We start from the raw sequence: 26,001 nt of genomic DNA on the forward strand, positions 1-26,001 counted from the left end.
CATGCTTTCTGATGTAGTTACCTGCCACACTCGATCCCGCGCGCGCGGTAGTATTCATCCACCGCATCGGTTAACAAGACCGTGTTCGGATCGATACTGGTTTGCAACACCCCCAGCGAACGCAACAATTCCGCTTCTTTGGCCCAGAGCTGACGGTCACTAGCGCCCACGCACTGCGCGCCGATGCCGTAACGCAACAGTTTGATCGTTTCGGTGGCTTCAAACTCAAGATGACCGCGGTCGAAGTCGGGGCTGCGAGCGAGAATGATGTCGATTGCCGCTGCCGGATCGGTTAGCGCCTCTTCCCAACCACGCAGCGTTGCCTGTACGAAGGCGCGTACCGTGTTAGGGTTGTTGCGCGCAAATTCAGCAGTGGTGAAGAGAACATCACCCATCAGCTCGACCCCGTAATCACGGGCGACGATCAGCTCAATATCGGCGCCGGCGGCGCGAGCTGTGTAGGGCTGGTCGGTTGCATAAACCGGCCAGACATCGGCCTGTCGTTCGAGGAAGGGGGCCAGGCTGTAATCGCCGGGTATCTCGTTGACGCTGGCCGGATCGACACCGGTTGCTGCCAGTAAAGCCCGGTATTCGGTCTCAACATTATCGCCGTAGAACATACCAACCCGCCGACCAACGAAGTCTTGCGGCGAGCGAATCCCGCTGTCACGATGCACCATAAAAGCCACCGGACTGGCCTGAAACCAGGTTGCCAGCGCGACAACTTCGATGCCCTGTTCGCGGCTGATCAATACCGTATCGGCACCGGTGCTGCCAAAGGTATCGGCGCCGGTAGCTACCAGTGGCAGCGGCACAGCGTCTGGGCCGCCGGGCAGGATTGTCACCGAAAGGCCGGCGTCACGGTAGTAGCCGCGCGCTTCGGCAACCAGATAGCCGGCAAACTGAAATTGCGGCAGCCATTGTAACCGCATCGTGACCTCAGTGACTTCAGGCGCATTGGTAGTAGCCGGCGTGTTGGTGGCCGGGTTTGTACTGGCACAGGCGGTAGTAAAAGTAAGTAGTACTACAATAAGTAGAATAAAAAGATGACGACGCGCCATAACCATAACCTCTCATCACATTGCACCACGCCACGTTACCGATCTCGTTCCCAATAGACGACGATGCGTTCGAGCCAGAGAAAGCAGCCGTGGAGGGCTAGCGCCAATCCGGCGGCGGCAGCAACCGCAGCAAACGCGCGATCGGTGGCCAGCCGGTAAGTTGAGGTGGTGATCAGGTAGCCGAGACCCTGACCGGCGCCCGACAGTTCACTGACCAGGGCGCCGATGACTGCCAGCGCGCCGGCAACGCGCAGGCCGCTGAAGATGAACGGTAACGCTGCCGGCAGGCGGAGCAGTCGAAAGATTTGCCATTGCGATGCGCCATACGCTTGCATCATTGCCAGTTGTTCCGGGGCGGGGCGGCGCAGGCCGCTGATGGCAGCGATCAAGAGCGGAAAGCTGGCGAAGAGTGCCGCCATAGCGGCGCGAGGAGCCAGACCACTACCGAGCCAGATGGTGAGCAGTGGAGCCAGTGCGACTGATGGCAGGCTTTGACCGAGCAAGACCCACGGGTAGAGCGCATCTTCGAGTGGACGGAGGAAGAGAAATGCGATCGCCAGCATGAACGCCATGAAGGCTCCGATGGCAAGACCGATCAGCGCCGCGTTGGCGGTTGCAAGCGTGTGATAGGCTAAGCGCACCTCTGGTTGGAGGGCAGCGGCTACCACTCGCGACGGTGGCGGTAACAAATAGACAGGAATGCCGGCAGCCGGCAAACCCCATTCAAGCGCGACGAGAATGGCAATTCCGAGCAACAACGCCGGTCCAATGCGACGGATCAGGTTGTGTGGCGTGATATGTCTTTCCATAGCGCCTTATCTTACCATGAAGCGAGCGGGAAGATGGCGGATCCACTGCGATGAGCGTGAGAGGGCATTTCGCCGTCTGTTTGATGGAAAGCAGGTTTCGCGCAATGTAAGATACTCGCGTTAGCGGGCCTGATGGTAACGAGACGTTGCGGAATTGGTCTTTCATCATCGCTCGCTATCATCGGGCATTTGTCAGTCGAACCGTTACCTGGGGTGGTAGGTGTATTCGTCGTCAATGAGTTCGGAAGCCGGGGGAAAGCTGCTGTTGCAGTGGTCGCGACAGTTCGTTATTGGATCTGTCACCTGCTCTGGCGACCTCCTGCCGCTTCCGGTCTCCCCATCCCTGTCGCTCTTCAAGGCGATGCCCATCCGTTGCCAAAATTGCCCTTTTCGGTCATACTTGCGCCGGAAACAACTGCCAGAGCAGGCAGTTTGCTAATTGAGGGAGCAATATGTACGAAGGTGAGCGCACTCAACGCGAAGCAGCGCGTTCGTTAGCGCGGTTATTACCGCGAGTGGCGCAAGCGTTTGCCGATGCCGGCGGCAGTGCTGATGATTGGACGGTATTCGAGCAGCGCTTGCGTCGGGAATGGCCACGTCTCTTTGCATTGTTACTTGGCTTGTATGGGACGCAGTACGACTTCTTCTATCACCTCGAGCAATTATTGCTGGCGATGGCGCAGAGCTGGTGTGAGCGACCAGTCTGGTTGAAGCAGCGCGATGCTGCTCGTGAGGCAGATACTGAATGGTTCCAATCTGAGCGCATGATGGGTGGTGTGCTCTATGTTGATCGCTTCTGCGGCACGCTAAACCGTTTGCGCGAATTCATTCCTTATTTTAAAGAGCTAGGCTTCACCTACCTGCACCTGATGCCACTGTTTGAAGCGCCGGAGGGCAACAACGACGGCGGCTACGCAGTCAGCAGTTACCGGCGGATCAATCCGCAGATCGGCACAACTGCGGAGTTAGCCGGGCTGGCGCGCGAACTTGACGCAGCGGGAATCAGCCTTGTCCTGGATTTTGTGTTCAACCACACCTCCGACGAGCATGAATGGGCACGGCGGGCGCAAGCCGGTGATCCCGATTACCAGGAGTTCTACTTTCTCTTTCCCGATCGTTCAATGCCCGACGCATACGAACGCACCCTACGCGAAATCTTCCCGACCGTGCGTCGCGGCAGCTTCACCTGGCGGCCTGATATGCAGCGCTGGGTTTGGACGACATTCAACAGTTTTCAATGGGATCTCAACTATGCGAATCCGGCAGTATTTCGAGCAATGGCCGGCGAGATGCTCTTTCTCGCCAACCTGGGAATAGCCGTACTGCGACTCGATGCAGTGCCGTTCATCTGGAAGCGGTTGGGTACCAATTGCGAGAATCAACCCGAAGCGCACCAGATCATTCAGGCATTCAATGCGATTGCCCGCATTGCTGCGCCGGCACTCCTCTTCAAATCTGAGGCGATTGTGCATCCTGACGATGTACTCAGCTACATCAGCCCGTGGGAATGTCAACTCTCATACAATCCACTGTTAATGGCGCTGTTATGGGAATCGTTAGCAACCCGTGAAGTCAAGTTATTAGCCCATTCACTCAGCCATCGGTTTCGCTTGCCGGCGGGATGCGCCTGGATCAACTACCTGCGTTCACACGACGATATTGGCTGGACGTTTGACGACAACGATGCGCGCGCAGTGGGGATCGATCCGTGGGGGCATCGCCAGTTTCTCAACACCTTCTACACCGGTCGATTCCCCGGCTCATTTGCCCGCGGTTTACCGTTCCAGGAGAACCCTGATACCGGTGATGCGCGGGTCTCTGGCACGCTGGCCTCGTTGGCCGGATTGGAACAAGCGTTGGGCAGCGGCGATCCAAACCAGATCGACATTGCTATTCGGCGCATCCTGTTGCTGCACAGCGTGATCCTGAGCATCGGCGGCATTCCACTGATCTATGTGGGTGACGAAGTGGGCACACTCAACGACTACCGCTACGTAACTGACCCGACCAAAGCCGCCGATAGCCGGTGGGTTCATCGTCCTAAACGCAATCAGGCGGCGATGGATCAGCGCCACGACACAACAACGGTGGCCGGCAGGATTTTCGGGGAACTGGTGCGGCTCATCCGTCTGCGCGCACAGTTGCCGGCGTTACGTGATGGGGGCATGGAGATCGCGCGCAGCGAAAACCGGCATGTGCTGGCCTATGTGCGGCAAAGCGGTTCACAGCGCGTATTTGTGCTGGCGAATTTCTCCGAGTATTCGCAAACGATTGCCGGCAATCTCCTGCGCATGTATGGCCCAGGCAACGAACTCTTCGATCTGGTTGGCGAGCGAACGGTGTCGGCAAACGAGGCACTGATATTGGCGCCGTACCAGTTTGTGTGGCTGACACCCGAGCGCTAACGCTGCCCGGCGCCTCGCTGCGCGTCAGTGATGGCGCGCAGCGGGGGTATTGTACAGGCTTTACCGAAGCTAATCACCTCATAATCGACGCGACCATATCATCTTTCACCAAACGTTCCCTATAGTTGATAGGCTTCTGCGCATACGGAACGCGAGAAGGGTGTGCCACTTTAACAGTAATTGCGCATGTTGAGATTATATGGTTGTGTTAGATTGACTCTGGCATTCTATAAGCATAGAATAGCACTGAAGATTTTATCGTTTTCCTGTCTTCGTCTCTCAGTTACGCAAGCCGTGGCTGGTGACAGACAGCTTGCGCAACGGGTTCATTCAACGTAAAGCTGTCTCTTCATATACAAGCGCGCAGGCAGGATGCGTGTCAGTACCCGGAGTCTGGGTTTGTGTTTTGAGTGTTGTTGATTGCGAATGATCGCGGCTCTATTCATCGGCTACCAGATACCCTTACGAGGTTGTTTATGACAGATGCTGACACGTTAGCTCACGAAGTTGATCGCCTGCGCGCCCAAATTGCTATCCTGGAGGAACAGGTTGCCTACTGGAAAAACCTGGTCGATACGTCCAATGCGCTGATCGTCGATTCGGCAGCAGATGGCTCAGTCCTCTACCTCAATTCAACTGCGCAACGAGTCTTTCAAACAACGCTGCAAGAAAGTGTCGGTACGTCGTTGTTTGCAGTGATTGTGGAAGAAGATCGTGAACGAGTGCGGCAAGCATTCTATGAAGCGATACGCTTGCGATCGACTCACCTTACACTTCAGTGTCGGGTACAATCACCGCGCGGTAGTGAGTTTCAGGGATTGTGGTCAATTGTATTGCGTTATGATGCAGATGGGAACTATGCTGGCGCATCGGCTACAGCGTATGATGTGGGGCCGGTCGGGCAAGCGCGACGCGAGGCAGAGGCTAGTCGAGAGATGTTACAGTTGGTCATCGATAGTTTGCCGCAAGCGGTGTTTTGGAAGGATCGCGACTCGCGCTATCTGGGCGCGAACCGGCGCTTATTGGCGGATGCCGGATTGAATTCGTTGGATGAGATTGTTGGCAAGACCGATGACGAATTACCTTGGGCCGAACAGGCGCCTCTCTATCAGGCGGATGATCGGGCTGTCATGGAGCATGGGCCAAAGTTGCGCATTGAAGAGCCGTTGACACGCGCCGATGGATCGCGCATCTGGCTGCGCACCGACAAATTACCGTTGATGCGAGATGGTGAGGTTATCGGTGTGCTGGCGATATATGAAGATGTGACTGAAGCACAGCAGCGTCTGGCGGAATTGCGAATCTTTAAAGCGCTGGTTGATAATGCCTCGGATGGTATTATTGTCGCTGATCCCAATTCTCAGATTGTATATGCCAATGCGGCAATGGCAGCAATGTTAGGCTATCCATCGCTGACCGGTATGGATGCGATGCAGATCGTGCATCCTGACTCACTGTCACAATTATCTGTCTTGACCAGGAGCGTGTTGCAGGGAACGAAAGTAAATCAGGAGTTCCGTTATTGCCATCGCGATGGTTCGACAGTAGTGATGAATACATCAGGGATTGCGATCTTTAACGAACAAGGTCAGCCGATCGCGTTTGCATCGATTAATCGTGATCTCAGCGAACAGTTGTACCTGGAAGAACAACGCCGTCGCATGCAAGAGCAGATTATCGAAGCGCAACAGGCATTGCTGCGAGAGTTGAGCACTCCATTACTACCAATTGCCGATCAGGTCATCGCAATGCCGATTGTCGGTTCCATTGACAGCAATCGTGCCATGCAGATTATGGAAACCCTGCTAGAAGGGGTTGCACGTTTTGCCGCGCAAACGGCGATTCTTGACATTATCGGCGTCCAGATAGTGGATACGCAGGTAGCAGGAGCGTTAATCCGGGCAGCGCAAGCGGCAAAATTACTGGGGGCGCAAGTTATCATTACCGGTATCAGTCCCGAAGTGGCGCAAACGTTGGTGTCTATTGGCACTGAATTGACCGGTATGGTTTCAAAACCCAATTTGCAAGAAGGTATTGCATTTGCGCTGCGCCGACGCAATGGTAACGCAGGCGCGCGCAAGTTATAATAATTGAGAAAGCGTTTGCAAGCGTGAATTCCGCTCGCTGATTGCGGTAGCATTGCAGCGCATTTGACGCGAAAACGGGCGCTTCACCGACTGATGCGGCAGACCTCTGCCGCATTGTTGTCTACCTGAGCGCATTGTCTGCTGCGTTGTCAGCACGATAGGGTCACAGAAAGGAGGTGATACCGGTGAAAGCAGCGCAGTTACTGTCCGATTACGCCGATCATCCCGCGTTTCGCGCGATGTGTCGTATGGCGAAGCAGTTGATGAAAGAGGGGGTCGATCCGGTGTCGGTGCGGCAAGAGGTAGCCAAACAATATGGCCCGCCGCCGGCGGCTTTGCGCCTGCGTGATCAGCCGCAGCCGCTGAAGATTATTGGCGAGCATCTGGTGGAGCCGGGTGCGATTGAGCAGATCCGCACTGCTTTGCGGTTGCCGCCGGCCATCCGCGGCGCGTTGATGCCCGATGCTCATCAGGGGTATGCGTTGCCGGTCGGCGGGGTGATCGCGTATGACCGCGCAGTCGCGCCGTATCAGGTTGGGGTCGATATTGGCTGTCGGATGCATTTGTCAATCCTGGCCGGTTTGACGCCGGCTGATGCGCAGCGTGACCGCCAACACCTGCTCGATACCATCAGTCGAGTCACCGTGTTCGGGATCGGTTCGCCTAAGCGTCCGGTTGCCGATCATCCGATTTTGTCTGATTCGCGCTGGCGAGCAACGAAGCTGCTCCGGGAATTGCACGAACTGGCAAAGCTACAAATCGGTACGTCTGGCGGCGGTAACCATTTTGCCGAGATCGTGATCGGTGAGTGGCTCGCCGATGGGAAGTCGTTCGTTGGTTTGCTCACCCATAGCGGTAGTCGTGGCGTAGGCGCGAAGATTGCTAACTATTACGCCGAACTGGCCGACCGCGAGACGGCAAGGGTTGCCAGGGGCATTCCTCGCACGTATGGCTGGTTGAGCACGGAAACCGAAGCTGGCCAGGAGTATTTGCTCGCGATGCGGTTGGCCGGTGATTTTGCCCGCGCCAACCACGAGGTCATTCACGCGCGCTTTAGTAAGGCGTTGGGCGTCTCGGTGGAGAAGGTGATCGAGAATCATCACAATTTTGCCTGGGAACGTCCTGATGGAACGATCATTCATCGCAAAGGCGCGACGCCGGCTGAAGCCGGGGTGTTGGGAATCATCCCCGGTTCGATGGCAACGGCAAGCTATATCGTTGAGGGTCTGGGCAACAACGCAGCCCTGGCCAGCGCTGCTCACGGGGCCGGTCGCCGCTTCAGTCGCTCGGAAGCGCGGCGGACGATTTCGCCGCAGATGGCTGCGGCGGTCGCGCGCGAAGCCGGTGTGCTGGTGCGTGGTCTGGCCGTCGATGAGTCACCGCTTGCTTACAAGGATATCGAAGCAGTGATGGAAGTGCAGGTCGCCGCTGGCTTGATCCGCCCGGTTGCTCGCATGCGTCCTCTGGTAGTGGTGATGTCGGGTACAGTTGGCGAAGACTAACGAATCATCCCCTCTCCTGTTCAGGACAGGGGAGGGGATGAAGGGACAAGGTGCTGTTCATTACTTCTTGTCGATCGCCCCGTTGACAATGCCCATCATCACTTTGCCCAGTTCGGCCTGCGCTTCGATCACCCGCTGCATCGCTTCTTGCCAGCTCTGCATCACCTTCTGTACCTGTGCGCTGTCCCAGCCGCGCATCATGTTGGTCGGATCTGACTTCTTGAGCATATCGAACCAACCCTCGATGAAGCGGGCCTGGCTCTCGTTGAAGTTGCGGGTCATCTCCAGCACCTGCCGGCTCCACTCGACGACTGCCGTCGGCGAGACCGGATTGAGACCTGGCACTGCCGGCATGCCCGGCACGGTCGGCATTGTCGGCATATTGACGCTGTTGGCGGCAACCGTCTCGGCCCAGAGCCGGGTTAGCTCAACCTGCGCTTCCAGCGCCTGCTTGACCGTTCCACGCCAGCTATCGACGGTCTTTTGCCATGCCTCCGGGCTTTGCGGGGCAGCCATGTATTGCATCGACGCCATCCAGCTTTCCCATACCTTCTGCTGCGTCCCCGTCCACATCTTGATCATGTCGTTTGCTTGCTTTGCCCAGTCCATTGGAACCTCCATTCAGCGTCATCCGCTGTCTTCCCCTGATTTGTGCCGCGCGTTGTGCGGGTCTGTTGTCAGGGTAGAGGAATAGGTTACACTAGAGTTACTAATCCGTTTCGATGCAACTGTTTGCGCGGCAAGAGAGTTACAGCCCCATGCGAATGTAATGAGGTTATGGTATACCATTTGACAGAAGTGAAGCGTCTCTCTACCATACTGACAAGTCCACGAACTTGTGTATCTTTGCATCTTTGTGTCACCTGTTTGAAGGAGGTCGATGATGACCATCATGGAGATTGCCGCGCTGCCGCGCTTTGTGCATATTCGCGAGGTGGGGCCGCGTGATGGTCTGCAAAATGAGCCGGTGATCTTGAGCACAGCCCAGAAGGTGAAGCTGATCGATATGCTGGCGGATACCGGCTTGCAAGCCATAGAGGTAGGGGCGTTTGTGCGTCCGCAGCAGGTGCCACAGATGGCCGATACCGAGGCCGTCTTTGCCGGGATCGCTCGCCGTTCAGGTGTGGTTTATAGCGCGATTGCGCCAAATGTGATTGGGGCGCGCCGCGCGCTTGCCGCCGGCGCGGACGTGGTGCAGGTTTTTTTGAGCGCCAGCGAGAGCCATAATCGCAGTAATGTCAATATGAGCATCGAGCAGTCACTGGCGCAGGTGGCTGAAATGGCGGCGCTAGTACATAGCGCCGGTAAGCCGTTTGATGCAGTGCTGTCAGTGGCATTTGGGTGTCCGTTTGAGGGTGATGTGCCGGTTGAGCGCGTGCTCGATCTCTGTCAGCGGTTGCTCGATTTGGGCGCTGAGCAGTTGACGCTCGGTGATACGACCGGCATGGCCCACCCGCTGCTGGTGCAAGAGGTGGTGCGCGCCTTTCGCGCCCGCTTTCCGCGACAACCGCTGCGGTTGCATTTGCATAGCGCGCGCGGGGCCGGTCTGGCTAACCTGCTGGCCGGGTTGCAGTTGGGCATCGATCTGTTCGATTCGAGCATTGGCGGAATCGGCGGCTGCCCATTCGCTCCTGGCGCGCCCGGCAATCTCTGCACTGAAGATGTGGTGCATCTCTTGCACGAAATGGGAATTGCAACCGGCTTGAATTTGCCGGCTTTGATGGCAACGGCCCGCGAACTCGAGCGGATGTTGGGTCACGAGGTGCCCGGTCAGACGATTAAAGCCGGGATCTGTAAACATTTGCGTGATCGAGGTGATAGTTCGCTGTCATAGCGAGGGCGCTTCGCCGTGGATTGCAAAGGGGCGTTGTGACCACTGGAGAGTAGATTTGGATCCGCGTCATCGAGTGGTGATTATTACCGGCGCTTCGAGTGGCATCGGCGCGGCAACTGCGCGTTGTTTTGCCGCAGTAGGCGCGCGATTAGCCCTGGCGGCTCGTTCGGCAGATGCGCTGACGCGGCTCGCGGCAGAGTTGCCGCAAGCGATTGCTGTGCCGACCGATGTGTCCGATCCGGCGGCCTGCGCTCGCCTGGTCGAGCAGACGGTAGCTACCTATGGCGGAGTTGATATTCTCATCAACAATGCCGGTATCGGTTTGACCGGGCCGGTGACCAGTCTGGCTCGCGCCGATCTCGAACGGGTGCTGGCTGTCGATCTGCTCGGCCCGATCTGGTTGATTCAGGCGGTCGCGCCGGTGATGCGAGCTGCCGGGCGGGGACAGATCATCAATGTCTCGTCGGTGCTGGCAGTGCAGCCGTTGCCCTACCTGGGGGGCTATGCCGCAGCAAAAGCGGCGCTTGAGCAGATTAGCAATGCGTTGCGGATCGAATTGCACGGTAGTGGCATTGTGGTGACGGTGGTGCGCCCCGGCACAACTCGCACTGCGTTCAATCAGCGTCGATTGGGAAGCGGACGCGAGCGGCGGTGCATTGCCCCGCCTGGAGTGCCACCGGAAGCCGTCGCTCGCGCTATCTTGCGGGCAGCCCGCACTGAGCCACGGCTGGCCTACGTGAGCTGGATCGATCGGCTCGCCCTCCTGGCCGGGAGGCTGGCACCTGGGCTGATTGATGCCGTGTTGGCCCGCGCGTTCGGATGGGAAGAGCAGCGGTGAGGCAGGTCGATCCGCTGGCAGAGATGGGATATTCAGCAAACTCAACCCACAGCTCAATCACGCTTGACTCTGGTTGATCACTGCAATGATGAATGGAGCAGCCTTGTCGTCTTCACCTCAAGCTTTCTTGCGCCAGCCGGCACTCGATCCTGATGGTCGCCAGCTTGCCTTCGTCACTGCCGGCGATGTCTGGCTGGTTTCAATCGACGGCGGTACTGCCGAACGGTTGACAGCGCATCCGGCGCGTCATTATGGGCCGCGGTTTAGTCCTGATGGCCGCCAGTTACTGTTTGCTGCCGGACGCGATGGCGCCGGCGATCTCTATGTGCTCGATCTCGATGGTGGCGCGCCGCGTCAGATTACCTTTCAGGATGAACCGTGCTATCCCGAAGATTGGGCCGATGATGGCAAAGCAGTCTTCTTTTCCTGCGATATGGAGCAGATGGGTTTTGCAATCTATCGGGTGAGCGTGTACGGCGGGACGCCGGCGCCGATCTATCTTGAACCGTATGAACAACTTGACCAGGCTGCCGTGTCTCCCGACGGCCAAACCCTTGCGTTCGTCAATCGGCGCGAACGATGGTCGCGGCGAGGCCCCCACCCATTCTCGCCTGACGAGATCTGGCTAGGGCCGACTCGGCCTGATTATCAGGCATTGCGGCAACTGGCCGGCCCGTTTGGTGAACGATTCCAGTACGCCGGCAAACTGGGCTGGCCGCTCTGGGCACCCGACGGGCGGGGGATATATGTGGTGTGCGATTGCGACGGTCACGAGAATCTCTGGTATCTCCCGCTTGACGATGGCGTGCCACGCCAGATTACCTGCTTTCGCGGTGGCCGGTTACTCTTTCCGGCAATTGCCCGCCGCGCCGGCACGATTGTGTGTGAACGTGGCGATGGACAGTTGTGGCGGATCGATCCTGTCAGTGGCGATGCTGCTCCCATCCCGATTCGGGTGCGGATCGATATCAAGCGCACGCCTGTGCGGATCGAGCACTGGAGCAGCGGTTTCAGCGAGGTTCGGCTCAGTCCTGATGGCAAGAAAGTGGCGCTGGTGGCGCGTGGCGATGTCTTTGCCGATTTTGCCGATAAAGAGACTGATCGGGAATTGCGCCAGGGGCCGGCGTTTCGCATCACCAATACTCCCGCTCGTGAATGGTCGATAACGTGGACCCCCGACTCGCGCAATCTGCTCTACCTGTCTGATCGCAATGGCGAAGTAGAGCTGTTTCGATACGATTTTGAAACCGGTAGCGAGGTCCAGCTTACCCATGATGGCAGGCCTAAACTCTTGCCGCGCATCGCTCCTAATGGCAAAGCCATCGCCTATATACGAGATAGGATGGTCATCGAATTGCTGGAAGAGTCAGGTGCCCAACCGCGTGAACTCTGTCGGGCGCGCTTCACTGTGGCTGCGGATCTCTGCTGGTCGCCTGATTCTCGCTACCTTGCCTTCATTGCCCAAGATGACCGCCTCTTCAGCAATGTCTACATTGTGCCGGTAGCCGGTGGCGAGCCGCGTCAGATCACCTTTCTCAGTAATCTGGGTGGCGGTAATCTAAGCTGGTCGCCTGATGGTAGCTTTATCATTTTCACGACCGAACAATACCGGCTGGAAGCGCAGATTGCGCGGGTTGATCTGCGCCCACCGCCACCTGTCTTTCGCGAGACAATATTCGAGCAGTTGTTTAAAAAAGGCGAGAAAGAGAACAACAAAACCGATCATCGATCTGACCAGGAGAAGCCGGCGGTGGTCAGTGAGCCGATCGTATATGAAGGCATCGAACGACGACTACGATTGCTCACGCCACCACAGATGAATGCAATCGCCGGCCCGATCAGCCCAAACGGAAAAGACCTGCTCTTTCTGGCCTCTGTTGCCGGCAAAGTTGATGTCTGGACAATGCCGCTCGATGAGCCACGGGCCGATGAGCCACCGCGTCAGTTGACCGCTAATGCCGCGCATAAAAGCTGGTTGCAATTCGCGCCCGATGGGCGGAGCTTCTACTATCTCGAAGACGGTCAGCTTGTGGTGCGTCGCTTTCCCAGTGGCAATGAGCCAAACCGATTATCGTTGCGGGCCGAAGTAGAAGTGGATTTTCACCGCGCGAAAGAGCAGATCTTCACCGAGGCGTGGCGCGAGTTACGCGACAGCTTCTACGATCCAACCTTCCGCGGCCAGGATTGGCAAGCGGTGCGTGAACGGTTTGCGCCGTTGATCGGCGCTGTGCAGACCACCGAAGAGTTGCATACGCTGATCAACCTGATGGTTGGCGAATTGCAGGCTTCGCATCTTGGGAGCGGTTTCTACGGTTGGGAGAGTGACGATGGCTTTATCGGTATCATCTTCGCGGTCGAGCCGCTGTTGCGCGAGAGTCGGCTAGTGGTGGAACGGGTGTTGCCCGACGGCCCGGCGGCGCTGGCGTCTGAGCCGCCGCGTCCCGGCGAGGAACTGGTGGCGGTCGAGGGAACGCGCCTGAGCGCAACCGTTTCGTTGCACAAACTCTTGTTGCGCAGTGCTGGTCGGCGCGTGCGATTGACATTCCGCGCTGCCGATGGCAACGAGCGCGATCTCGTCGCGCGTCCGATTAATGCCGAAGCCTACAGGCGTCTGCGCTATCGGGATTGGGTTGCGACCAATGAACAGTACGTGCATCGGATGAGCCGCGGAAAGCTGGGGTATGTCCACATCGAGGAGATGAGCTATGCAGCCTATCAGCAGTTTCTGGTCGATCTCGATGCCGAGACGCACAGCAAAGCAGGCGTCATTATCGATGTGCGGTACAATAGCGGCGGCTATACGGCCACGTTCGTGCTCGATGTGTTGATGCGACGTTCAGCGTTACGGAGTGGATTTCGCGATCTCGGCGTGACCGATGCCAGCCATCTGGCCGGCAATCGCGTGCTCGATCGACCCACGGTGCTGGTAACCAATGAACGCTCGGCCAGTAACACCGAGATGCTCAGCGAAAGTTACCGACGGTTGCGGTTGGGGAAGGTAGTAGGGCGACCGACGGCTGGCGCAGTCATCTGGACGTACCGCATCCAGTTGCTCGATGGAGCCTGGCTGAGGCTACCGCAATTCTATGTGGTCACGCCAGAAGGGGAAGATCTGGAAGGTCGTGGTCGTCCGGTTGATGTGGAGGTTGCGCGCCCCTTAGGTGAATGGGCACAGGGACGGGATCGACAACTCGATGTTGCCGTGGCAACGCTCCTCAAAGCAGTGCGACGACGCAAAGAGCGGTAGATGCGCATTCGCTGCAAGGTTGTCGATCGACAGTATAATGGGAAGTACAATGAAAGAAACCCGAATCGGCTTGTGGACGGAAGAAAAAAAGTTCCTTTCTCACGCTATCCGGTCTCATTTGCGCCCAAACCGATGTGGCGCGGAAAAGAGAGGTTGAAGATGTCGACCCTTGCACCCCTTCGCTTCTCAGTCTGTCTCGATATGATCTTCACCGATCGTCCGTTTGAGCAGCGACTTGAACATATTGCCGATTTGGGCTTTCGCGCCTACGAATTCTGGACGCGACGGGGCAAAGATATGAATATCACCATCGCTTTGCAGACAGCGCTACGGCTGCACTGCGTGGCGATTGTGGGTAGCGAAGCAGCGCCGAACGATCCCGATCAGCGCGCGCAATTTCGTGATGAGATTACCCGCAGCGCTGCGCTGGCGGTTGACCTGGCCTGTGATAACCTGATTGTGTATGGCGGGGTCACGCGGCCTGACCTTGATTACACCAGTCAGCGTTCATGCCTGATCGAGGCGCTGCGCGAAGCAGCCGAGACGGCGGCTGATGCCGGCTTGAATCTGCTCCTCGAGCCGCGTAACCAGATTGATCACCCGGGGAGCTTTCTCTGGTCGTCAGATGAAGGTTTTGCTATTGTGCGCGAAGTCGGTCAGCCGCGCGTCAAATTGTTGTTTGATTGTTATCACCAGCAGATCAGTGAAGGCAATCTCACCAAACGCATTCTCGCCAACCTTGATCTGATCGGTCATATCCACGTGGCCGATGTGCCCGGTCGTCACGAACCCGGCACCGGCGAGATTAACTACGAGCATATTTTTGGCATCCTGCGCGAACACGCTTATAGCGGCTATGTCGGTCTGGAATACACACCACGGATCGACTCTGCGGCCAGTCTGCGCGCAGTGCGGATGATGGGGCAGTAATGCGGGCTGCTGCGTGTTTTGTCATATGTGGCTGATACCATTCTCACGGTAATCGTACTTGATATCATCGTTGTCTAGCTAACGTGGGGAAGGTGATGAATAACTTCTGCCGAATTGGTGTCTTCTACGATGGTTCCTACTTTTCCTATGCGCAGGCATATTTCTACAATGAAAAGAAGGTTGGCTGGCTCTCCTTCACACCGTTCCATCGCTTGATCGAGCAATTTATCAGCAGCAAAGAACAGCGCTACGCGGCGCACCGGATCGTGTATGCGAGCTGGCATCAGGGACTCTTTCCGCCATCACAGACCAACGAAAAACAATTTCAGGTTGAGCGCAATCGCCATATCGACTTGATGCATGCCGGTATCGAGCCGAAGTATGTGCCGATGTCGCCAAACGGGCACGAGAAGGGGGTCGATGTATCGCTGGCTATTGATGGGATGGAACGGGCCATCGAGGGCAAGATTGACGTTGCAGTGCTGGTTTCCGGCGATGGCGATCTGACGCCGCTGACCCGATCGCTCATGAAGCACGGGGTGCGGGTGGCGGTGTTCTATTTCGAATATGACTCGTCAGCGCGCAATAGCCGGATCAATGGCCGTTTGCTGAATGCCTGCAATTACTCATTTAATGTGAACAGTCTTGAGAATGATCCCCGGTATGCCGCAGTCTTCCAGAGCCTGTTTCGTCAACCACAAGCGGTAGCGGCGAAGAAATAGGCCGGCGCCAGCGGGGGGATGTGTGCATTGCGCAGGCGGCTTTCGCTCTCGTTCCGCACAACGTCTGAGCGCATTCAAGCCAGGTAGCGAAGGTAAGTTGTCACGCGGGGCTGTCATCCCGTGATGCTGCCCTGCGCAATCGCGTTACTCGACTCCTTCGAGTGTCCGCGCATCCAGTAAATGCCCCATTCGCAACTGCTTTGTCAGCAGATACGGCGCGCTATAGGCATTGGCCGGGGCCTGTAACGGTACCCGTTCGCGCACAACGATACCGTGGCGTTCGAGGCCGGTAATCTTGGCAGGATTGTTGGTCAGCAGTCGTGTCGTTGTAATACCCAGATCGCGCAAGATGGCGGCGGCAACGCCATAGTCGCGCATATCGTCGGGGAGACCCAGCGCCCGATTGGCGTCAACGGTATCAAGCCCTTGCTGTTGCAGCGCGTAAGCGCGAATCTTGTTTACCAGCCCGATCCCGCGCCCTTCCTGTCGCAAATAGAGCAAGACCCCGCGGCGTTCGTGTTGGATGGCTGTTAATGCCGCCGCCAATTGCTCGCCACAGTCGCAACGGTGCGAACCGAAAATGTCACCAGTCAAACATTCAGAATGAAGCCGAACCAGTATTGGTTCCGACCCGACCAGATCGCCGCAGGTGAGCGCTACCTGCTCTCTCTGGTGGGCATCGAGATAGACGACAATTTGGAAGTCACCGAACTTTGTTGGCAAATGTGCTATTGCTGCGCGAGTGATCAGTGTTGTCATGACAGAGCCTCTGAATCTTCGGAAGAGCGAAACATACGCGGTGGGGATGGCGTCGGTCGAGCGAGCGCAATCAGGCTGATCAGCCATGCGCCGGTAAGCAGCACGCTACTGCCGAGGTAGGGAGCGGTAGGGCCAAAATAGTCGAAGCTGATGCCAAAACCAGCCGGTCCGAGCAGTAACGCGAGACTGATCAGTGCCTGCATACCGCCAAGTACTGCGCCCTGGCGACCAGATCCAGCGCGGAGCGAGACCAGGCTGGTGATGGCAGGCACAGCCAACCCCATCCCAATCGCGAGCAGCGCTGCCGGTGGGAAGAGCATCCAGCCAGACTGTTGGATCAGTCCGACGAAGGCGAAGGATAATGCCATCAGACCCAATCCACCGCCGGCCAGACCGGCTTCGCTAAAACGTGGTTGTAACCGCCCGACGAGCACACCCTGGGTGAACGCAGCGCATAATCCAACAAACACAAACAGGAGAGCGTTTTGCGCTGGTCCCCAGCCAAACCGGGTTAGCGTGAAGAGCGCAACATTGCTTTGCAGGCCGGAAAAGGCAAGATTGAGCAGCGTTACGGCAATCAGCAATGGGCGCACAGTCGGAAGCTGAAGCGCCGTCAGTGCCGGCGCAAGCCAGTTGTGAAAGCGAATCGGGTGGGAGCGGCGGCGCGCTGGTGGCAACGATTCGGGCAGCGCGATTGTGGCATAGAGTGCGTTAAGGAAGGCAATACCTGCGGCCAGGAGAGGTGGCAGCGCCAGACTGTACTGGCTGAGGAAACCGCCCATCGCTGCCCCACCGATCAGCCCCAGACCAAATGCCGCCCCCAGCAAACCCAGGCCGCGTGCCCGGTCGTCAGGCCCGGTCACATCGGCGATGTAGGCTTGAGCTACCGGCATACTCGACCCGGCAGCGCCGCTGATGGCGATTGCTAACGCCAGCATCGGCAATGAATTGGCCAGCGCCAGCCCCAGATACGCGACGGATGAACCAAACAGACACCCCAGGATCACTGGTCGTCGGCCAATCCGGTCGGAGATCGTTCCCACCAGTGGCGCCACCAGCAGTTGCATCGCTGCGTAAAGTGAGCCGAGCAGGCCGACGATGGTAGCGTCGCCAGACCATGCCTGTACCATGAAGGGTAATAACGGCATGATTAAACCGTAACCCAGCATATCAACCAGTACCGAGCCGGCGACGATGTAGCGATGGCGCATCGGCAACGTCTCCTCCAGGCTATCTATGACAGAATGTCTTATCGCGCGTCTGCGCGGTCATCGTTGGCGCAATCTGCGCTATTGGTGCGTTCCCCGCTGGCCTACGATATTCCGTTGATGCTGTATACAGATGTCATCTGTTACAGCATCATGCCTGCATCGCCTGCTGCATCAGACGGTGAGCAATCGCCAGGACTGCCGGACGAAGGCCGGTAGTGGCCGTCAGCATTGGCCCAAACTGCACGCGCACCGGCGCAGTGGCAAGATGTGGCCACAGTACCTGCACGATAGCGGCCAGCCACTGCCGTTCAGCCGGATCGCGGCGCAGGCGGGTCAGAGGATGGCGGAGCGCAGCCGGCGCCTGCACATCACTCACGATGGCCGTCACGACAGGCACGCCCGGCGCTAATCGTCCGAAGAGATCGAGGCTGCTCGACCAGGCCGACAGACTGGCAGTTGCCGCCGGATCGCGGGCCGGATCTGGCTCGATCTGTCCGGCAGGAAAGGTCAGGATGGCTCCGCCCTGTTGGAGATGGCGAATCGCGACCCGGATCGCAGCCATTCGACTCAGCGGTGTCGTACCGACCGGAATGATGGCGGTAGCAGTGTTGGGTAGCGCGCGCAGCAATGGTCGCGCAATGGCGATAATGCGCAAATCGGCGCGGCCAAGGGCTGTAATCAGCGCGGCAGCGTCGAGCAAACCGGGATGGTTGGCGACTACAAGCAGCGGCCCATGACGTGGCGGCAACGGGCCATCGATGCGCAGACCGGGCGCAAATCGGGAACAGATCCACTCGCTACCAGCCGGCAATCCCGCGCTTGCCACCATGTGATCGAACATCAGTAACTGACGGGCAAACCGGCGCGCTGCTGGCCGGGAGAGCACCGTGACAATGCCGCCAAGCCATGGTGGACGGCTGATCCCAAAGCCTCGCAAGATGTCAGCCGTATTGAGCCAGATCAGATCGGCGAGAGTATCCGAAGGTAAACGCTGCGACAGTGAGTCGCAGCGACGGTGACAAACAGTAACAGTAGCCACGATAGATACTTAAAACCTGTAAGGTTGAGTTGCGATCGATTAACGCTGTATTTGTATCATACCACTACTTGCCAAAAAATCGCGGTACAATTAAGGATGCATACCCTTTCCAATAGAGGAGCATGGCTATGACGACAGTCACGATCAACGATGTCGAGATGGAAGCGCGACCTGGCGAGCGCCTCCTCGACATTGCCCGGCGCAACGGCGCTCACATCGGCTTCGTCTGCGATGGCACTGGTTTCTGCCAGACTTGCAAATTGAAGGTACTTGCCGGTAGTGAATCGCTCAATCCACCGACTGAACTTGAGAAGACCTGGATTCCCGAGCAACGGTTGCAAGAGGGATGGCGACTGGGATGTCAGGCGGCAGTGCGAGGTAGAGGGCCGGTTGTTGCCCTGACGAACGCCGAAGAGCTACGACGGCAGACGTTTGCCGTGTTCAATCCACCCCCAGGGACGAATGTCGCCGATAATGTCAGTGCCCTCACCCGAAACATTTTGCAACAGAACATCGATCAGATTGCCGGTTATCCGTTCAATATGCTCAACGCTGTGAGCAGGATCGGTCTGGGCCGACTGATCAATCCCTGGCAATCGGTGGAACGCTTCAATCAGTGGCTATCCGACACAGCAAAAGTCATCGATCAAACTCTACGCTCCCCGGTTCCGGCGCCATCCGCTGACCCGCTCGATCGGGTGCGGGCAGCGGCGGCTGACGCGCGGCGAGCCAGCGAATAATCGATCCTGCTGTGATGCAGAGTGGTGAATTTGTTCCATCCAGCGCTGCTCTGCATCACGACAATATCTCAGTGGTACGCCTAATTTTCCACTCGATGGAACACCTCGGCCAGTGGCACGCCAAACGCTTCTCCCCGCTCAGCAGCCCACTGGCGTACCATGGCAGCCAGTTGCGTCTGATCGGTTCCTAATTGAGAAACGTGACAGCGCAACGCAGCCAGCTTCTGTTCAATCGTCGCGCTAATATCAACCGCCAGATTCACGACCGGCGCGCCCATTACAAACAGTTCACGAACGCGCGATGGCGGGTAACCCTCGGCAAGCAATTCGGGGAAATCCCAGCTATTCTGCGCTGCCGGATACACGGCGGCTAAGGTTGCGTTGGCAGCAGCGAGATGGTCGGGATGAAATCGCGGAAGGGAGTACTGCGGCGTCCAAACCCGATCAGGAGACTGACAAACGACGCGCTGGACCCGAATTCGCCGAATCTGGCGCACAATATCGCGGCGCAATTCGAGGGTTGGTTGTAGCATACCGTCAGGGTAATCGAGGAAGACGACCTCTTTCAAGCCAAGAATGGCAGCAGCCGCTTGCTGCTCGGCTTTGCGAATGTCACTGATTCGCCGACGGGCCTCTGGACCGACATCGGTCGCATCATCAGGGCCGCCACTACTGCCATCGGTGCAGATCACGAGCGTAATCTCCCACCCCTCTGCTGCCCAGGCTGCCAGAGTGCCGCCACAACCAAACTCTGCATCATCAGGGTGAGCTACCACAACCAGGGCAGTCTTAGGGGTTGATGTATCGTTGTCCATGTCTCCTCCTGGTAGTATTGTGTTATCTGATGTTAGGATAACATACCTTGTCGGTATCGATCTGTTCGCTGTCTGGTATGTCAGCCTCACGTCTCAGGTGACATTCCAATCAGTTGACGCCAAACTCAGACTCGGATATACTACCAGAGGCGGGCCGGTAGCTCAGCGGTAGAGCACCTGACTTTTAATCAGAGGGTCGTGGGTTCGATCCCCACCCGGCTCACCAGCTCAGGTAGCCTGATGTCGTTTCGGCATCAGGCTGCTTTTTTGTTGTTGACAAATTGATAGAGACATGTAGGGCGGCAAATGCAGGAGTAGGGGCTGAGCGGGTTTAGGTTCGGCGCCTTGGGCAATAATCTTCGCGCCTCGATCAATTCCTGCTGTAAGGCATAAAAATGTTGGATAGGGCAAACGCTGAGTCTTTTTTGGCGTGATATTCCGATCTTGCAAAGCGAGATGTGATGTGTGGCCCCTGGCGGGCAGGCGAGTCACATCGATCACTCATCAAGAGTATGCCATCATTTTGCTGAATTTGAGATCAAGTGATGGAAGAAAGGGCAAGAGAACAGAGGTGGTTCCTGGCTGGAAGGACATACTTTTCGTAAAAAGTTTGAAAAATTGGATGACGGCGCATCTGCGCAGAGGAGTTTCTTGTTGTGAAATGTGCTCGTTCGTGATTGGCTAAAGGTGAAATATTCGCTGTCAGGTTCGATCCCTACCCGGTTCACCAGTTTAGACTGACTGGAGGCAATATCGCCTCCAGTCGGTTTGCTGTACACGCGGCATTACCGTCTACCAGCTTTCACTGGCAAAGCGGAACAGGGCCAGACCGCCGGCAAAGAGGATGGTTGGCGCAAGGGCCAGACATGCCGGCAGTCCAAGCTGCTTGAGACTGAAGACGCGCCGTCGATAGCCAAGCAGCGCTGCCATCACCATGGTAAAGATGGTGAAGATCTCGCTCATAATACCGGCTACGCCGAAAAGCGCCAGCGGCCAGTAGAGCAGGGCAAGCCCGCTGTGAGCGAGAAGAATGAAGAGACCGTTCAAGACCAGCAAACCGCCAAAGTCGCTCCAATCAAGCACGGGACGCTCTGGTTCTGGATTGCTGCGGAGTGTATGGTTGAAGACCCACAGGATAAGTGGGGTGATCGCGATACCGAATAGTGCGCCTGTGATTGTGCGCACATCGTTGCGCGGCAGGTAGAAGTAGGTTTGCCCCGTATCTTCAAGCACCGAATTCACGCCATCGACGAGCATCGTCAACACGCCTGCGCCGAGTGTGACCAGCAACGATAGCGGAGGGAGTGACGCGGCGCGGCTGTGTCCGCGCAACCAGAGGTAGAGCAGGCTGATCAGAAAGCTACTGTAGATGCCGAGATTGCGCGCGCAGAGTGGCAGTGGTTGCTCACCCAAAAAGATGAGGTGTTTTTGCGCAACCAGACCATGCACGGCGGCGTACAGCTTCCATTCGAGGTCGGCGCCTGGCCAGAGAACGAAGATAAGGATCAGCGTAGCAAGCAGAAACAAAAAAGCAAGACCCCAGACTCGTTCCGCTCTGGTTGGCTGTCCTGCTGCTATGCGGCGGGCTGCAATTCGCTGGCGGGCCAGTTCCAGGATTTCTTCAGGCGATGGCTGGTTCATACGCTTGGCGGTGATAGCGCGAATGATTATCGATGATTGTTACTATGATAGCCGGATTGTTCGCGCTCTGGCAAGTGGCGGCTGTTGGACTGGCATGCAGCTTGTGGCGTTGCTGCGTTTCGGCTGCGTTTTGCGGTTGAGATGGTCTTGGTTGCAGCGGTAGCCGGCTTGATGAGTGCGAGCAGCTAAAACCGCACTGCTTGCCGGCACGTCGTTAACCTCGCGTCAGGTGGCGAACGCAAACGAGCTATCGCCATCCGGCATTGTGCATCGTCGCTCGGCTCTGTCTTCCGGTTACGCACCTCGCAGCTCAGGGGAGCTTGCCCATCCGTCGCCAGCTCTCAAGCAGGATACTCAGCCCGATCAGCAAAAGCAGACCGGGGAAGAAGAGGCGTGGCATGAGGAAGAGAAATCCCAGGCCAAACAACCAGATTGCGTTGCGAATGCCGCTGATCAGAGCGCCGCGCTGGAAGTGGACGATTAGCTGAATAATGCCGAGGAGCATCAGTATATTCGGCCAAACTGCCAGCGGTAGCCGGAGGAACAGCGGGATAAGCAAGGCAGCGCCAATCAGCAGGAAAACAATACCTGCTTCATTCCCGCGCGAAGCTGGTTGTGGTTGCGGCGTTGGCGCAGTTCGCGCTTGAGAGCTGGGCGCCTGCGCAGATCGGGCATGGATCGGTTCACCGCAGTAGACACAAAAGCGGGCATAGCGCGGATTGACAAATTGACAATGCGGGCACGTGATAATCGTATCGGCGCTGGCCGGCAATTGAACAGTTTCACCGGTATTTACCCGAACTGCTGTGCCGCATTCGATGCAGAAGCGAGCATCATTGGGTAGTCTGGTTTGACATTGTGGACAATGCATCACGCTCTCCTTTTCGCTCACGCTCTGAGTGCAGGCGCGCAGGCATTCATGCGGTGCTCGTCAGATTAAGCCAAACGGGTGAACATGATTGTAGCAATAGTCTGGTTTGCTACCATTAAAACTGATTGTGCTACCCTGCGACATTCTCACTCTCTTGCGCAGTCTTGCGTGAATTTCCTGCTGATATGACGCAACCATTTCAATTATGGTTGCGCATACCGGCGCAAACAGGCCAGAGCTTCGCGTTGCATAAGAGTCGGCGCATTGTCCAGAGATAATTCGCCAATCGTTGCGCTGTAGAGAAACGACTCGACACCGAAGATGGCGCAACGAGCTGCCGGGGTTGGCGGCAAACCGGGGGCGGTGGCGGCGTGAGCGGCGGCAGCGGCGCGGGCCGGATCGGTCTGGATGCTTTCATCGGTGAGCAAGGCGCGCAGAGCCGGCAATCTACCCAATGCAGCGCTGAGGCGGAGCTGCACTGCCGGCTGGTAGAGGGCTTCCAGCAGGCCGGCAATATCATCGGCATCGGCTTGCCCGGCACGATGACGTATGAGCAGGCTGCCCCCAATTAAGGGGCGGGCCGGAGTGCCGTTGAAGGCCGGCAATGGCGCGATGTTGACCTGAAACGTATCACTGATTGCCCGGTACGTTGACCATGCCCAATCGCCATCGATAGCATATGCCGCAAATCCCTGCGCCAGCAGCCGTTGACCGCGCGCGTAACTGTCGCCATTGCGCGGCGCTGCCCGATAAAGTTCCCGCAGCAGGTTGAGCGTTGCGCGCATCTCTGGGGTGTCGAGCGTTGGTTCGTTGCCATCAGGGGTGGTGAATGCGCCGCCGGCAGCATACAGCCACGGCGCCAACCAGCGCGCTGCGCCCCAACCCTGCACAAACCCGGCCCGTTCGGATGTGCGCGCGGCCTGTGATAAAGCTACCAGCTCGGCGGCAGTATCCGGTGGTGTCCGGTCAGGCTGATAAAGCAGTATCAGCATATCTTGCGCAGTCAGTGGCGCACCCCACAACGCATCATTGCTGCTGGCGAGCGCGCGCAATCCCGGCAAGAGGTCAGTGGGCAAGTCGGTTGCCAGCGGCGCTAGCGTTTCAGCAGCCAGCAGGCCGACCAGCGCTTCTTGATCGGCCCAGATCAGATCGGGCGGAGGCAGGCCGAGCAGTTGATCGGTTGCCAGACCGATCAGCAAGCCATCGGGGTCGCGTGGCACGATCGTGAGTTGCAGACCGGCGCTTTCGGCAGCGTTGCGCAATTCGGCGGCAACGACCGGTTGCGCCTCTTCTCCTTCGGCCAGCCAGATTGTCAGGCGACGCGCAACTGGTGTCGCCGTTGGGACGCTGGTGGCGGCAGGCATTGGGGTCGCCGTGGGCGCTGCGGTCATCGTAGGCGCTATCGTCGCGGTAGGCGCTGTCGTCGCCGTGGGAACCGGCGTTGGCGCAGCGCAAGCAGCGCAGATCAACGCCGCGATGCCGATCAGCACCGCGGCGCGGGCAATGCGAGCACTCACAACGTTATCCCTGCAAATGGGCCTCGAGGAACCAGAGATCTTTGTCGATTGCGCGGGCAATTTCGGTGAGCAGATCGGCGGTAGCCTGATCGCTCAGCTCGGCGGCAAAATCGATAGCCTGGCGGGTCGTCTTGCCATAAGCGGCAAATCGGTCAGCCAATGCCGCAACGTGAGCCAGGCCATCGGTAATGTCAGAAGGGTATTCCGGCAAACGCGATGTTGTTGCCGCCATGCGCGCTGTGCCCATTGCCATGCCGCCGAGTGCGGTCACTCGCTCGGCCAGCAGATCAACAAATCCGCTCAATTGTCCGGCCAGCTCATCAAACAGTTCGTGCAGTTCCAGGAACTGCGGCCCCTTGACATTCCAGTGGGCCTGTTTTGCCTGACTCATCAGATCGAAGGTGTCGGCCAGTTGCTGGTTGAGCATCGCAATTAACGAACGACGTCGCTCAAGCGGTATGTCGATTCGAGTGGCAAATTCGGTCGTCTGAGCCATTGCATACCTCCTTTATTTCATTCCTCTGCCGATCCGCAACGTCGCGGTCGGTAAAGTTGAAATTCACCTCAGTGCTTTCATCTTACCAGAGTCGCAGTCGTTGTGCCAATCGGCGGATAGGGTAAATAAGTCCGGATACCGAATTCTATGGCCGATCATATCTCTACGGAATCGATATAACACCGGTGGCTGCGCCTGCGTTGTCATTGGCTGGCGCGTGATGTAGCGGTGATTGCAGCCAATGATTCTGGGTCAGGCAGTGTATCGGCTACGGCGCATTAGCGCCAGATTGCTCGAGTTGGGATACATTGCTTTCGAATGACTGCGCGTAGAGAAGCAGTAACGCACTGGCGCCTGTCGCGATTGCTTGCCGCATACGTTTCGCTCGAGCAGAGTTGTGTTACCATGCCAATGCCTGAACAACGAAGGCGCAGTGCCTTTGTTCCCACACAAGACATCTTAAGCGCGGAGTTTGAGCGTGCCTACCGTTTTCGAAACCACTATTGCCGAAATTCATCGAGTTTCGACTGCTATCCGCGACCGTATTGGCCAGATCATCGTTGGGAAAGAAACTATCATTGACCTCTTGCTGGCCGCATTGTTGTGTGAAGGTCATGTCTTGCTTGAAGATGTGCCCGGTACCGGCAAGACCACGCTGGCGCGCGCGTTAGCCGGCGCGCTCGGTTGTAGCTTCCAACGAATTCAGTTTACGCCCGATCTGCTGCCGTCTGACGTGACCGGCCTCTCATTCTTTAACCAGAAACTCGGTGAGTTTCAGTTCAGACCTGGCCCGATCTTTGCCCAGATTGTGCTAACCGACGAAATCAATCGAGCGACTCCACGCACCCAGAGCGCGTTGCTTGAGGCGATGCAAGAGCGAACAGTCTCGATTGATGGCGAAACTCGTCAGTTGCCGCGTCCATTCCTGGTTATTGCCACCCAAAACCCGATTGAGCTGGAAGGAACCTTTCCGTTACCGGAAGCGCAACTCGACCGATTTTTGATCAAGGTAGCGATGGGCTATCCGAGCGTTGCGGAAGAAGAAGAGATTGTGCAACGATCGCTTACCCCACTCGTTGCCGCCGATCAGCCACCGGTCGTGACCGCCGAGACAGTGCGCGCGCTTCAGGTTGCGGCGCGTGGGATAGCGATTAGTCCTCCGGTGCGCCAATATCTGGTTGCCATCGCGCGCGCCACCCGCGATCATCCCGACATCGAGCTGGGCGCCAGTCCACGCGGTTCGTTGGCCCTGGCCCATCTGGCTCAAGCAAGGGCAGCGATGGCCGGGCGCAGTTTTGTCTTGCCCGATGATGTGAAAGCGATTACCATACCGGCGCTTAATCATCGGTTGATCCTAACCGCAGAAGCGCGCTTACGCGGTCAGACTGCAACTGCGATCCTCGAGCGGATACTGGAACAGATTCCGGCGCCGGTAGAGGGCTAACATGGGCTAACATGGATGGAGAGTATCCTGTTA

21 protein-coding genes and 1 tRNA gene are annotated in these 26,001 nt (G+C 57.5%); 11 read left to right on the forward strand and 11 right to left on the reverse strand.

Going from position 1 to position 26,001, the window contains the following annotated elements; genetic code table 11:
* Positions 1–17: 17 nt before the first annotated feature.
* A complete protein-coding gene (locus Q0650_RS18390; RefSeq protein WP_298821668.1) occupies positions 18–1,061 on the reverse strand; it encodes an ABC transporter substrate-binding protein in 1,044 nt (347 codons plus the stop codon).
* A 35-nt stretch (positions 1,062–1,096) separates the two neighbouring features.
* Positions 1,097–1,870, reverse strand: coding sequence for an ABC transporter permease (locus tag Q0650_RS18395; RefSeq protein ID WP_298821670.1), 774 nt, complete (start codon positions 1,868–1,870; stop codon positions 1,097–1,099).
* 452 nt (positions 1,871–2,322) lie between these two features.
* Between Q0650_RS18395 and Q0650_RS18400 the strand changes: the two genes are divergently transcribed.
* The 3 genes from Q0650_RS18400 to Q0650_RS18410 all read left to right on the forward strand — a co-directional run bounded on the left by Q0650_RS18400 (position 2,323) and on the right by Q0650_RS18410 (position 7,864).
* Positions 2,323–4,275, forward strand: coding sequence for an alpha-amylase family glycosyl hydrolase (locus Q0650_RS18400; RefSeq protein ID WP_298821672.1), 1,953 nt, complete (start codon positions 2,323–2,325; stop codon positions 4,273–4,275).
* A 476-nt stretch (positions 4,276–4,751) separates the two neighbouring features.
* Complete coding sequence (locus Q0650_RS18405; protein ID WP_298821674.1) at positions 4,752–6,362, forward strand: PAS domain-containing protein; 1,611 nt, start codon at positions 4,752–4,754, stop codon at positions 6,360–6,362.
* A 185-nt stretch (positions 6,363–6,547) separates the two neighbouring features.
* On the forward strand, positions 6,548–7,864 hold the full coding sequence (locus Q0650_RS18410; protein ID WP_298821677.1) for an RtcB family protein: 1,317 nt from the start codon (positions 6,548–6,550) through the stop codon (positions 7,862–7,864).
* A 60-nt stretch (positions 7,865–7,924) separates the two neighbouring features.
* On the opposite strand, the gene Q0650_RS18415 is transcribed toward Q0650_RS18410, so the two are convergent.
* Positions 7,925–8,473 carry a hypothetical protein gene (locus Q0650_RS18415; protein WP_298821679.1) on the reverse strand — a complete coding sequence of 183 codons (549 nt, stop codon included), beginning with the start codon at positions 8,471–8,473 and terminating at the stop codon, positions 7,925–7,927.
* A gap of 274 nt (positions 8,474–8,747) precedes the next feature.
* Between Q0650_RS18415 and Q0650_RS18420 the strand changes: the two genes are divergently transcribed.
* The 5 genes from Q0650_RS18420 (at position 8,748) to Q0650_RS18440 (ending at position 15,435) form a co-directional block, all read left to right on the forward strand.
* A complete protein-coding gene (locus Q0650_RS18420) occupies positions 8,748–9,698 on the forward strand; it encodes a hydroxymethylglutaryl-CoA lyase (protein ID WP_367280837.1) in 951 nt (316 codons plus the stop codon).
* A gap of 55 nt (positions 9,699–9,753) precedes the next feature.
* Positions 9,754–10,536: an SDR family oxidoreductase gene (locus tag Q0650_RS18425; protein ID WP_298821683.1), complete on the forward strand. Its 783-nt coding sequence runs from the start codon at positions 9,754–9,756 to the stop codon at positions 10,534–10,536.
* Positions 10,537–10,639: 103 nt separating this feature from the next.
* The gene (locus Q0650_RS18430) at positions 10,640–13,783 is read left to right on the forward strand and encodes a S41 family peptidase (RefSeq protein ID WP_298821684.1); all 3,144 of its coding nucleotides are present in this window, start codon (positions 10,640–10,642) and stop codon (positions 13,781–13,783) included.
* 159 nt (positions 13,784–13,942) lie between these two features.
* Positions 13,943–14,713, forward strand: coding sequence for a hydroxypyruvate isomerase family protein (locus tag Q0650_RS18435; RefSeq protein ID WP_298821686.1), 771 nt, complete (start codon positions 13,943–13,945; stop codon positions 14,711–14,713).
* Between the two features lie 95 nt (positions 14,714–14,808).
* Complete coding sequence (locus tag Q0650_RS18440; RefSeq protein ID WP_298821688.1) at positions 14,809–15,435, forward strand: NYN domain-containing protein; 627 nt, start codon at positions 14,809–14,811, stop codon at positions 15,433–15,435.
* Between the two features lie 144 nt (positions 15,436–15,579).
* On the opposite strand, the gene ribA is transcribed toward Q0650_RS18440, so the two are convergent.
* The 3 genes from ribA to Q0650_RS18455 form a co-directional block, all read right to left on the reverse strand.
* Positions 15,580–16,194, reverse strand: coding sequence for a GTP cyclohydrolase II (gene ribA, locus Q0650_RS18445; protein ID WP_298821689.1), 615 nt, complete (start codon positions 16,192–16,194; stop codon positions 15,580–15,582).
* The gene (locus Q0650_RS18450) at positions 16,191–17,447 is read right to left on the reverse strand and encodes an MFS transporter (RefSeq protein WP_367280838.1); all 1,257 of its coding nucleotides are present in this window, start codon (positions 17,445–17,447) and stop codon (positions 16,191–16,193) included. The genes ribA and Q0650_RS18450 overlap by 4 nt, the downstream gene beginning before the upstream one ends.
* Positions 17,448–17,553: 106 nt before the next feature.
* Positions 17,554–18,444: a 1-acyl-sn-glycerol-3-phosphate acyltransferase gene (locus tag Q0650_RS18455; RefSeq protein ID WP_298821691.1), complete on the reverse strand. Its 891-nt coding sequence runs from the start codon at positions 18,442–18,444 to the stop codon at positions 17,554–17,556.
* 128 nt (positions 18,445–18,572) lie between these two features.
* Here Q0650_RS18455 and Q0650_RS18460 point away from each other — a divergent pair, with 128 nt between their 5' ends.
* Entirely contained in the window at positions 18,573–19,184 is a 612-nt protein-coding gene (locus Q0650_RS18460) for a 2Fe-2S iron-sulfur cluster-binding protein (protein WP_298821693.1), read from the forward strand.
* 80 nt (positions 19,185–19,264) lie between these two features.
* Here the strand turns inward: Q0650_RS18460 and Q0650_RS18465 are convergent, their stop codons facing one another.
* The gene (locus tag Q0650_RS18465) at positions 19,265–19,999 is read right to left on the reverse strand and encodes a PIG-L deacetylase family protein (RefSeq protein ID WP_298821695.1); all 735 of its coding nucleotides are present in this window, start codon (positions 19,997–19,999) and stop codon (positions 19,265–19,267) included.
* A gap of 151 nt (positions 20,000–20,150) precedes the next feature.
* On the opposite strand from Q0650_RS18465, the gene Q0650_RS18470 reads away from it, so the two are divergent.
* A tRNA-Lys gene (locus tag Q0650_RS18470) sits at positions 20,151–20,225 on the forward strand.
* Positions 20,226–20,791: 566 nt separating this feature from the next.
* On the opposite strand, the gene Q0650_RS18475 is transcribed toward Q0650_RS18470, so the two are convergent.
* The 4 genes from Q0650_RS18475 to dps all read right to left on the reverse strand — a co-directional run bounded on the left by Q0650_RS18475 (position 20,792) and on the right by dps (position 24,524).
* Positions 20,792–21,640, reverse strand: a complete 849-nt coding sequence (locus Q0650_RS18475; protein WP_298821697.1) for a DUF2085 domain-containing protein — start codon at positions 21,638–21,640, stop codon at positions 20,792–20,794.
* A 310-nt stretch (positions 21,641–21,950) separates the two neighbouring features.
* The gene (locus Q0650_RS18480) at positions 21,951–22,511 is read right to left on the reverse strand and encodes a zinc ribbon domain-containing protein (protein ID WP_298821700.1); all 561 of its coding nucleotides are present in this window, start codon (positions 22,509–22,511) and stop codon (positions 21,951–21,953) included.
* 203 nt (positions 22,512–22,714) lie between these two features.
* Positions 22,715–24,028 carry an extracellular solute-binding protein gene (locus Q0650_RS18485; protein ID WP_298821702.1) on the reverse strand — a complete coding sequence of 438 codons (1,314 nt, stop codon included), beginning with the start codon at positions 24,026–24,028 and terminating at the stop codon, positions 22,715–22,717.
* Positions 24,029–24,032: 4 nt separating this feature from the next.
* Positions 24,033–24,524 (reverse strand): DNA starvation/stationary phase protection protein Dps, encoded by a 492-nt coding sequence (gene dps / locus Q0650_RS18490; RefSeq protein WP_298821704.1) that lies wholly within the window; start codon positions 24,522–24,524, stop codon positions 24,033–24,035.
* A gap of 478 nt (positions 24,525–25,002) precedes the next feature.
* On the opposite strand from dps, the gene Q0650_RS18495 reads away from it, so the two are divergent.
* Entirely contained in the window at positions 25,003–25,968 is a 966-nt protein-coding gene (locus Q0650_RS18495; protein WP_298821706.1) for a MoxR family ATPase, read from the forward strand.
* The last annotated feature ends 33 nt before the right edge of the window (positions 25,969–26,001 follow it).

The sequence above is a fragment of the uncultured Chloroflexus sp. genome (assembly GCF_937129525.1).
In the GTDB taxonomy this organism is placed as follows: Bacteria; Chloroflexota; Chloroflexia; order Chloroflexales; family Chloroflexaceae; genus Chloroflexus.

Excerpts from the sequence above, each read along its gene's own strand:
- Q0650_RS18480 (WP_298821700.1), bottom strand. The coding sequence starts at position 22,511 with ATGCATTGTCCACAATGTCAAACCAGACTACCCAATGATGCTCGCTTC.
- ribA (WP_298821689.1), bottom strand. The coding sequence starts at position 16,194 with ATGACAACACTGATCACTCGCGCAGCAATAGCACATTTGCCAACAAAG.
- Q0650_RS18465 (WP_298821695.1), bottom strand. The coding sequence starts at position 19,999 with ATGGACAACGATACATCAACCCCTAAGACTGCCCTGGTTGTGGTAGCT.
- Q0650_RS18415 (WP_298821679.1), bottom strand. The coding sequence starts at position 8,473 with ATGGACTGGGCAAAGCAAGCAAACGACATGATCAAGATGTGGACGGGG.
- Q0650_RS18440 (WP_298821688.1), top strand. The coding sequence starts at position 14,809 with ATGAATAACTTCTGCCGAATTGGTGTCTTCTACGATGGTTCCTACTTT.
- Q0650_RS18400 (WP_298821672.1), top strand. The coding sequence starts at position 2,323 with ATGTACGAAGGTGAGCGCACTCAACGCGAAGCAGCGCGTTCGTTAGCG.
- Q0650_RS18460 (WP_298821693.1), top strand. The coding sequence starts at position 18,573 with ATGACGACAGTCACGATCAACGATGTCGAGATGGAAGCGCGACCTGGC.
- Q0650_RS18395 (WP_298821670.1), bottom strand. The coding sequence starts at position 1,870 with ATGGAAAGACATATCACGCCACACAACCTGATCCGTCGCATTGGACCG.
- dps (WP_298821704.1), bottom strand. The coding sequence starts at position 24,524 with ATGGCTCAGACGACCGAATTTGCCACTCGAATCGACATACCGCTTGAG.
- Q0650_RS18420 (WP_367280837.1), top strand. The coding sequence starts at position 8,748 with ATGACCATCATGGAGATTGCCGCGCTGCCGCGCTTTGTGCATATTCGC.
- Q0650_RS18405 (WP_298821674.1), top strand. The coding sequence starts at position 4,752 with ATGACAGATGCTGACACGTTAGCTCACGAAGTTGATCGCCTGCGCGCC.
- Q0650_RS18475 (WP_298821697.1), bottom strand. The coding sequence starts at position 21,640 with ATGAACCAGCCATCGCCTGAAGAAATCCTGGAACTGGCCCGCCAGCGA.
- Q0650_RS18435 (WP_298821686.1), top strand. The coding sequence starts at position 13,943 with ATGTCGACCCTTGCACCCCTTCGCTTCTCAGTCTGTCTCGATATGATC.
- Q0650_RS18390 (WP_298821668.1), bottom strand. The coding sequence starts at position 1,061 with ATGGCGCGTCGTCATCTTTTTATTCTACTTATTGTAGTACTACTTACT.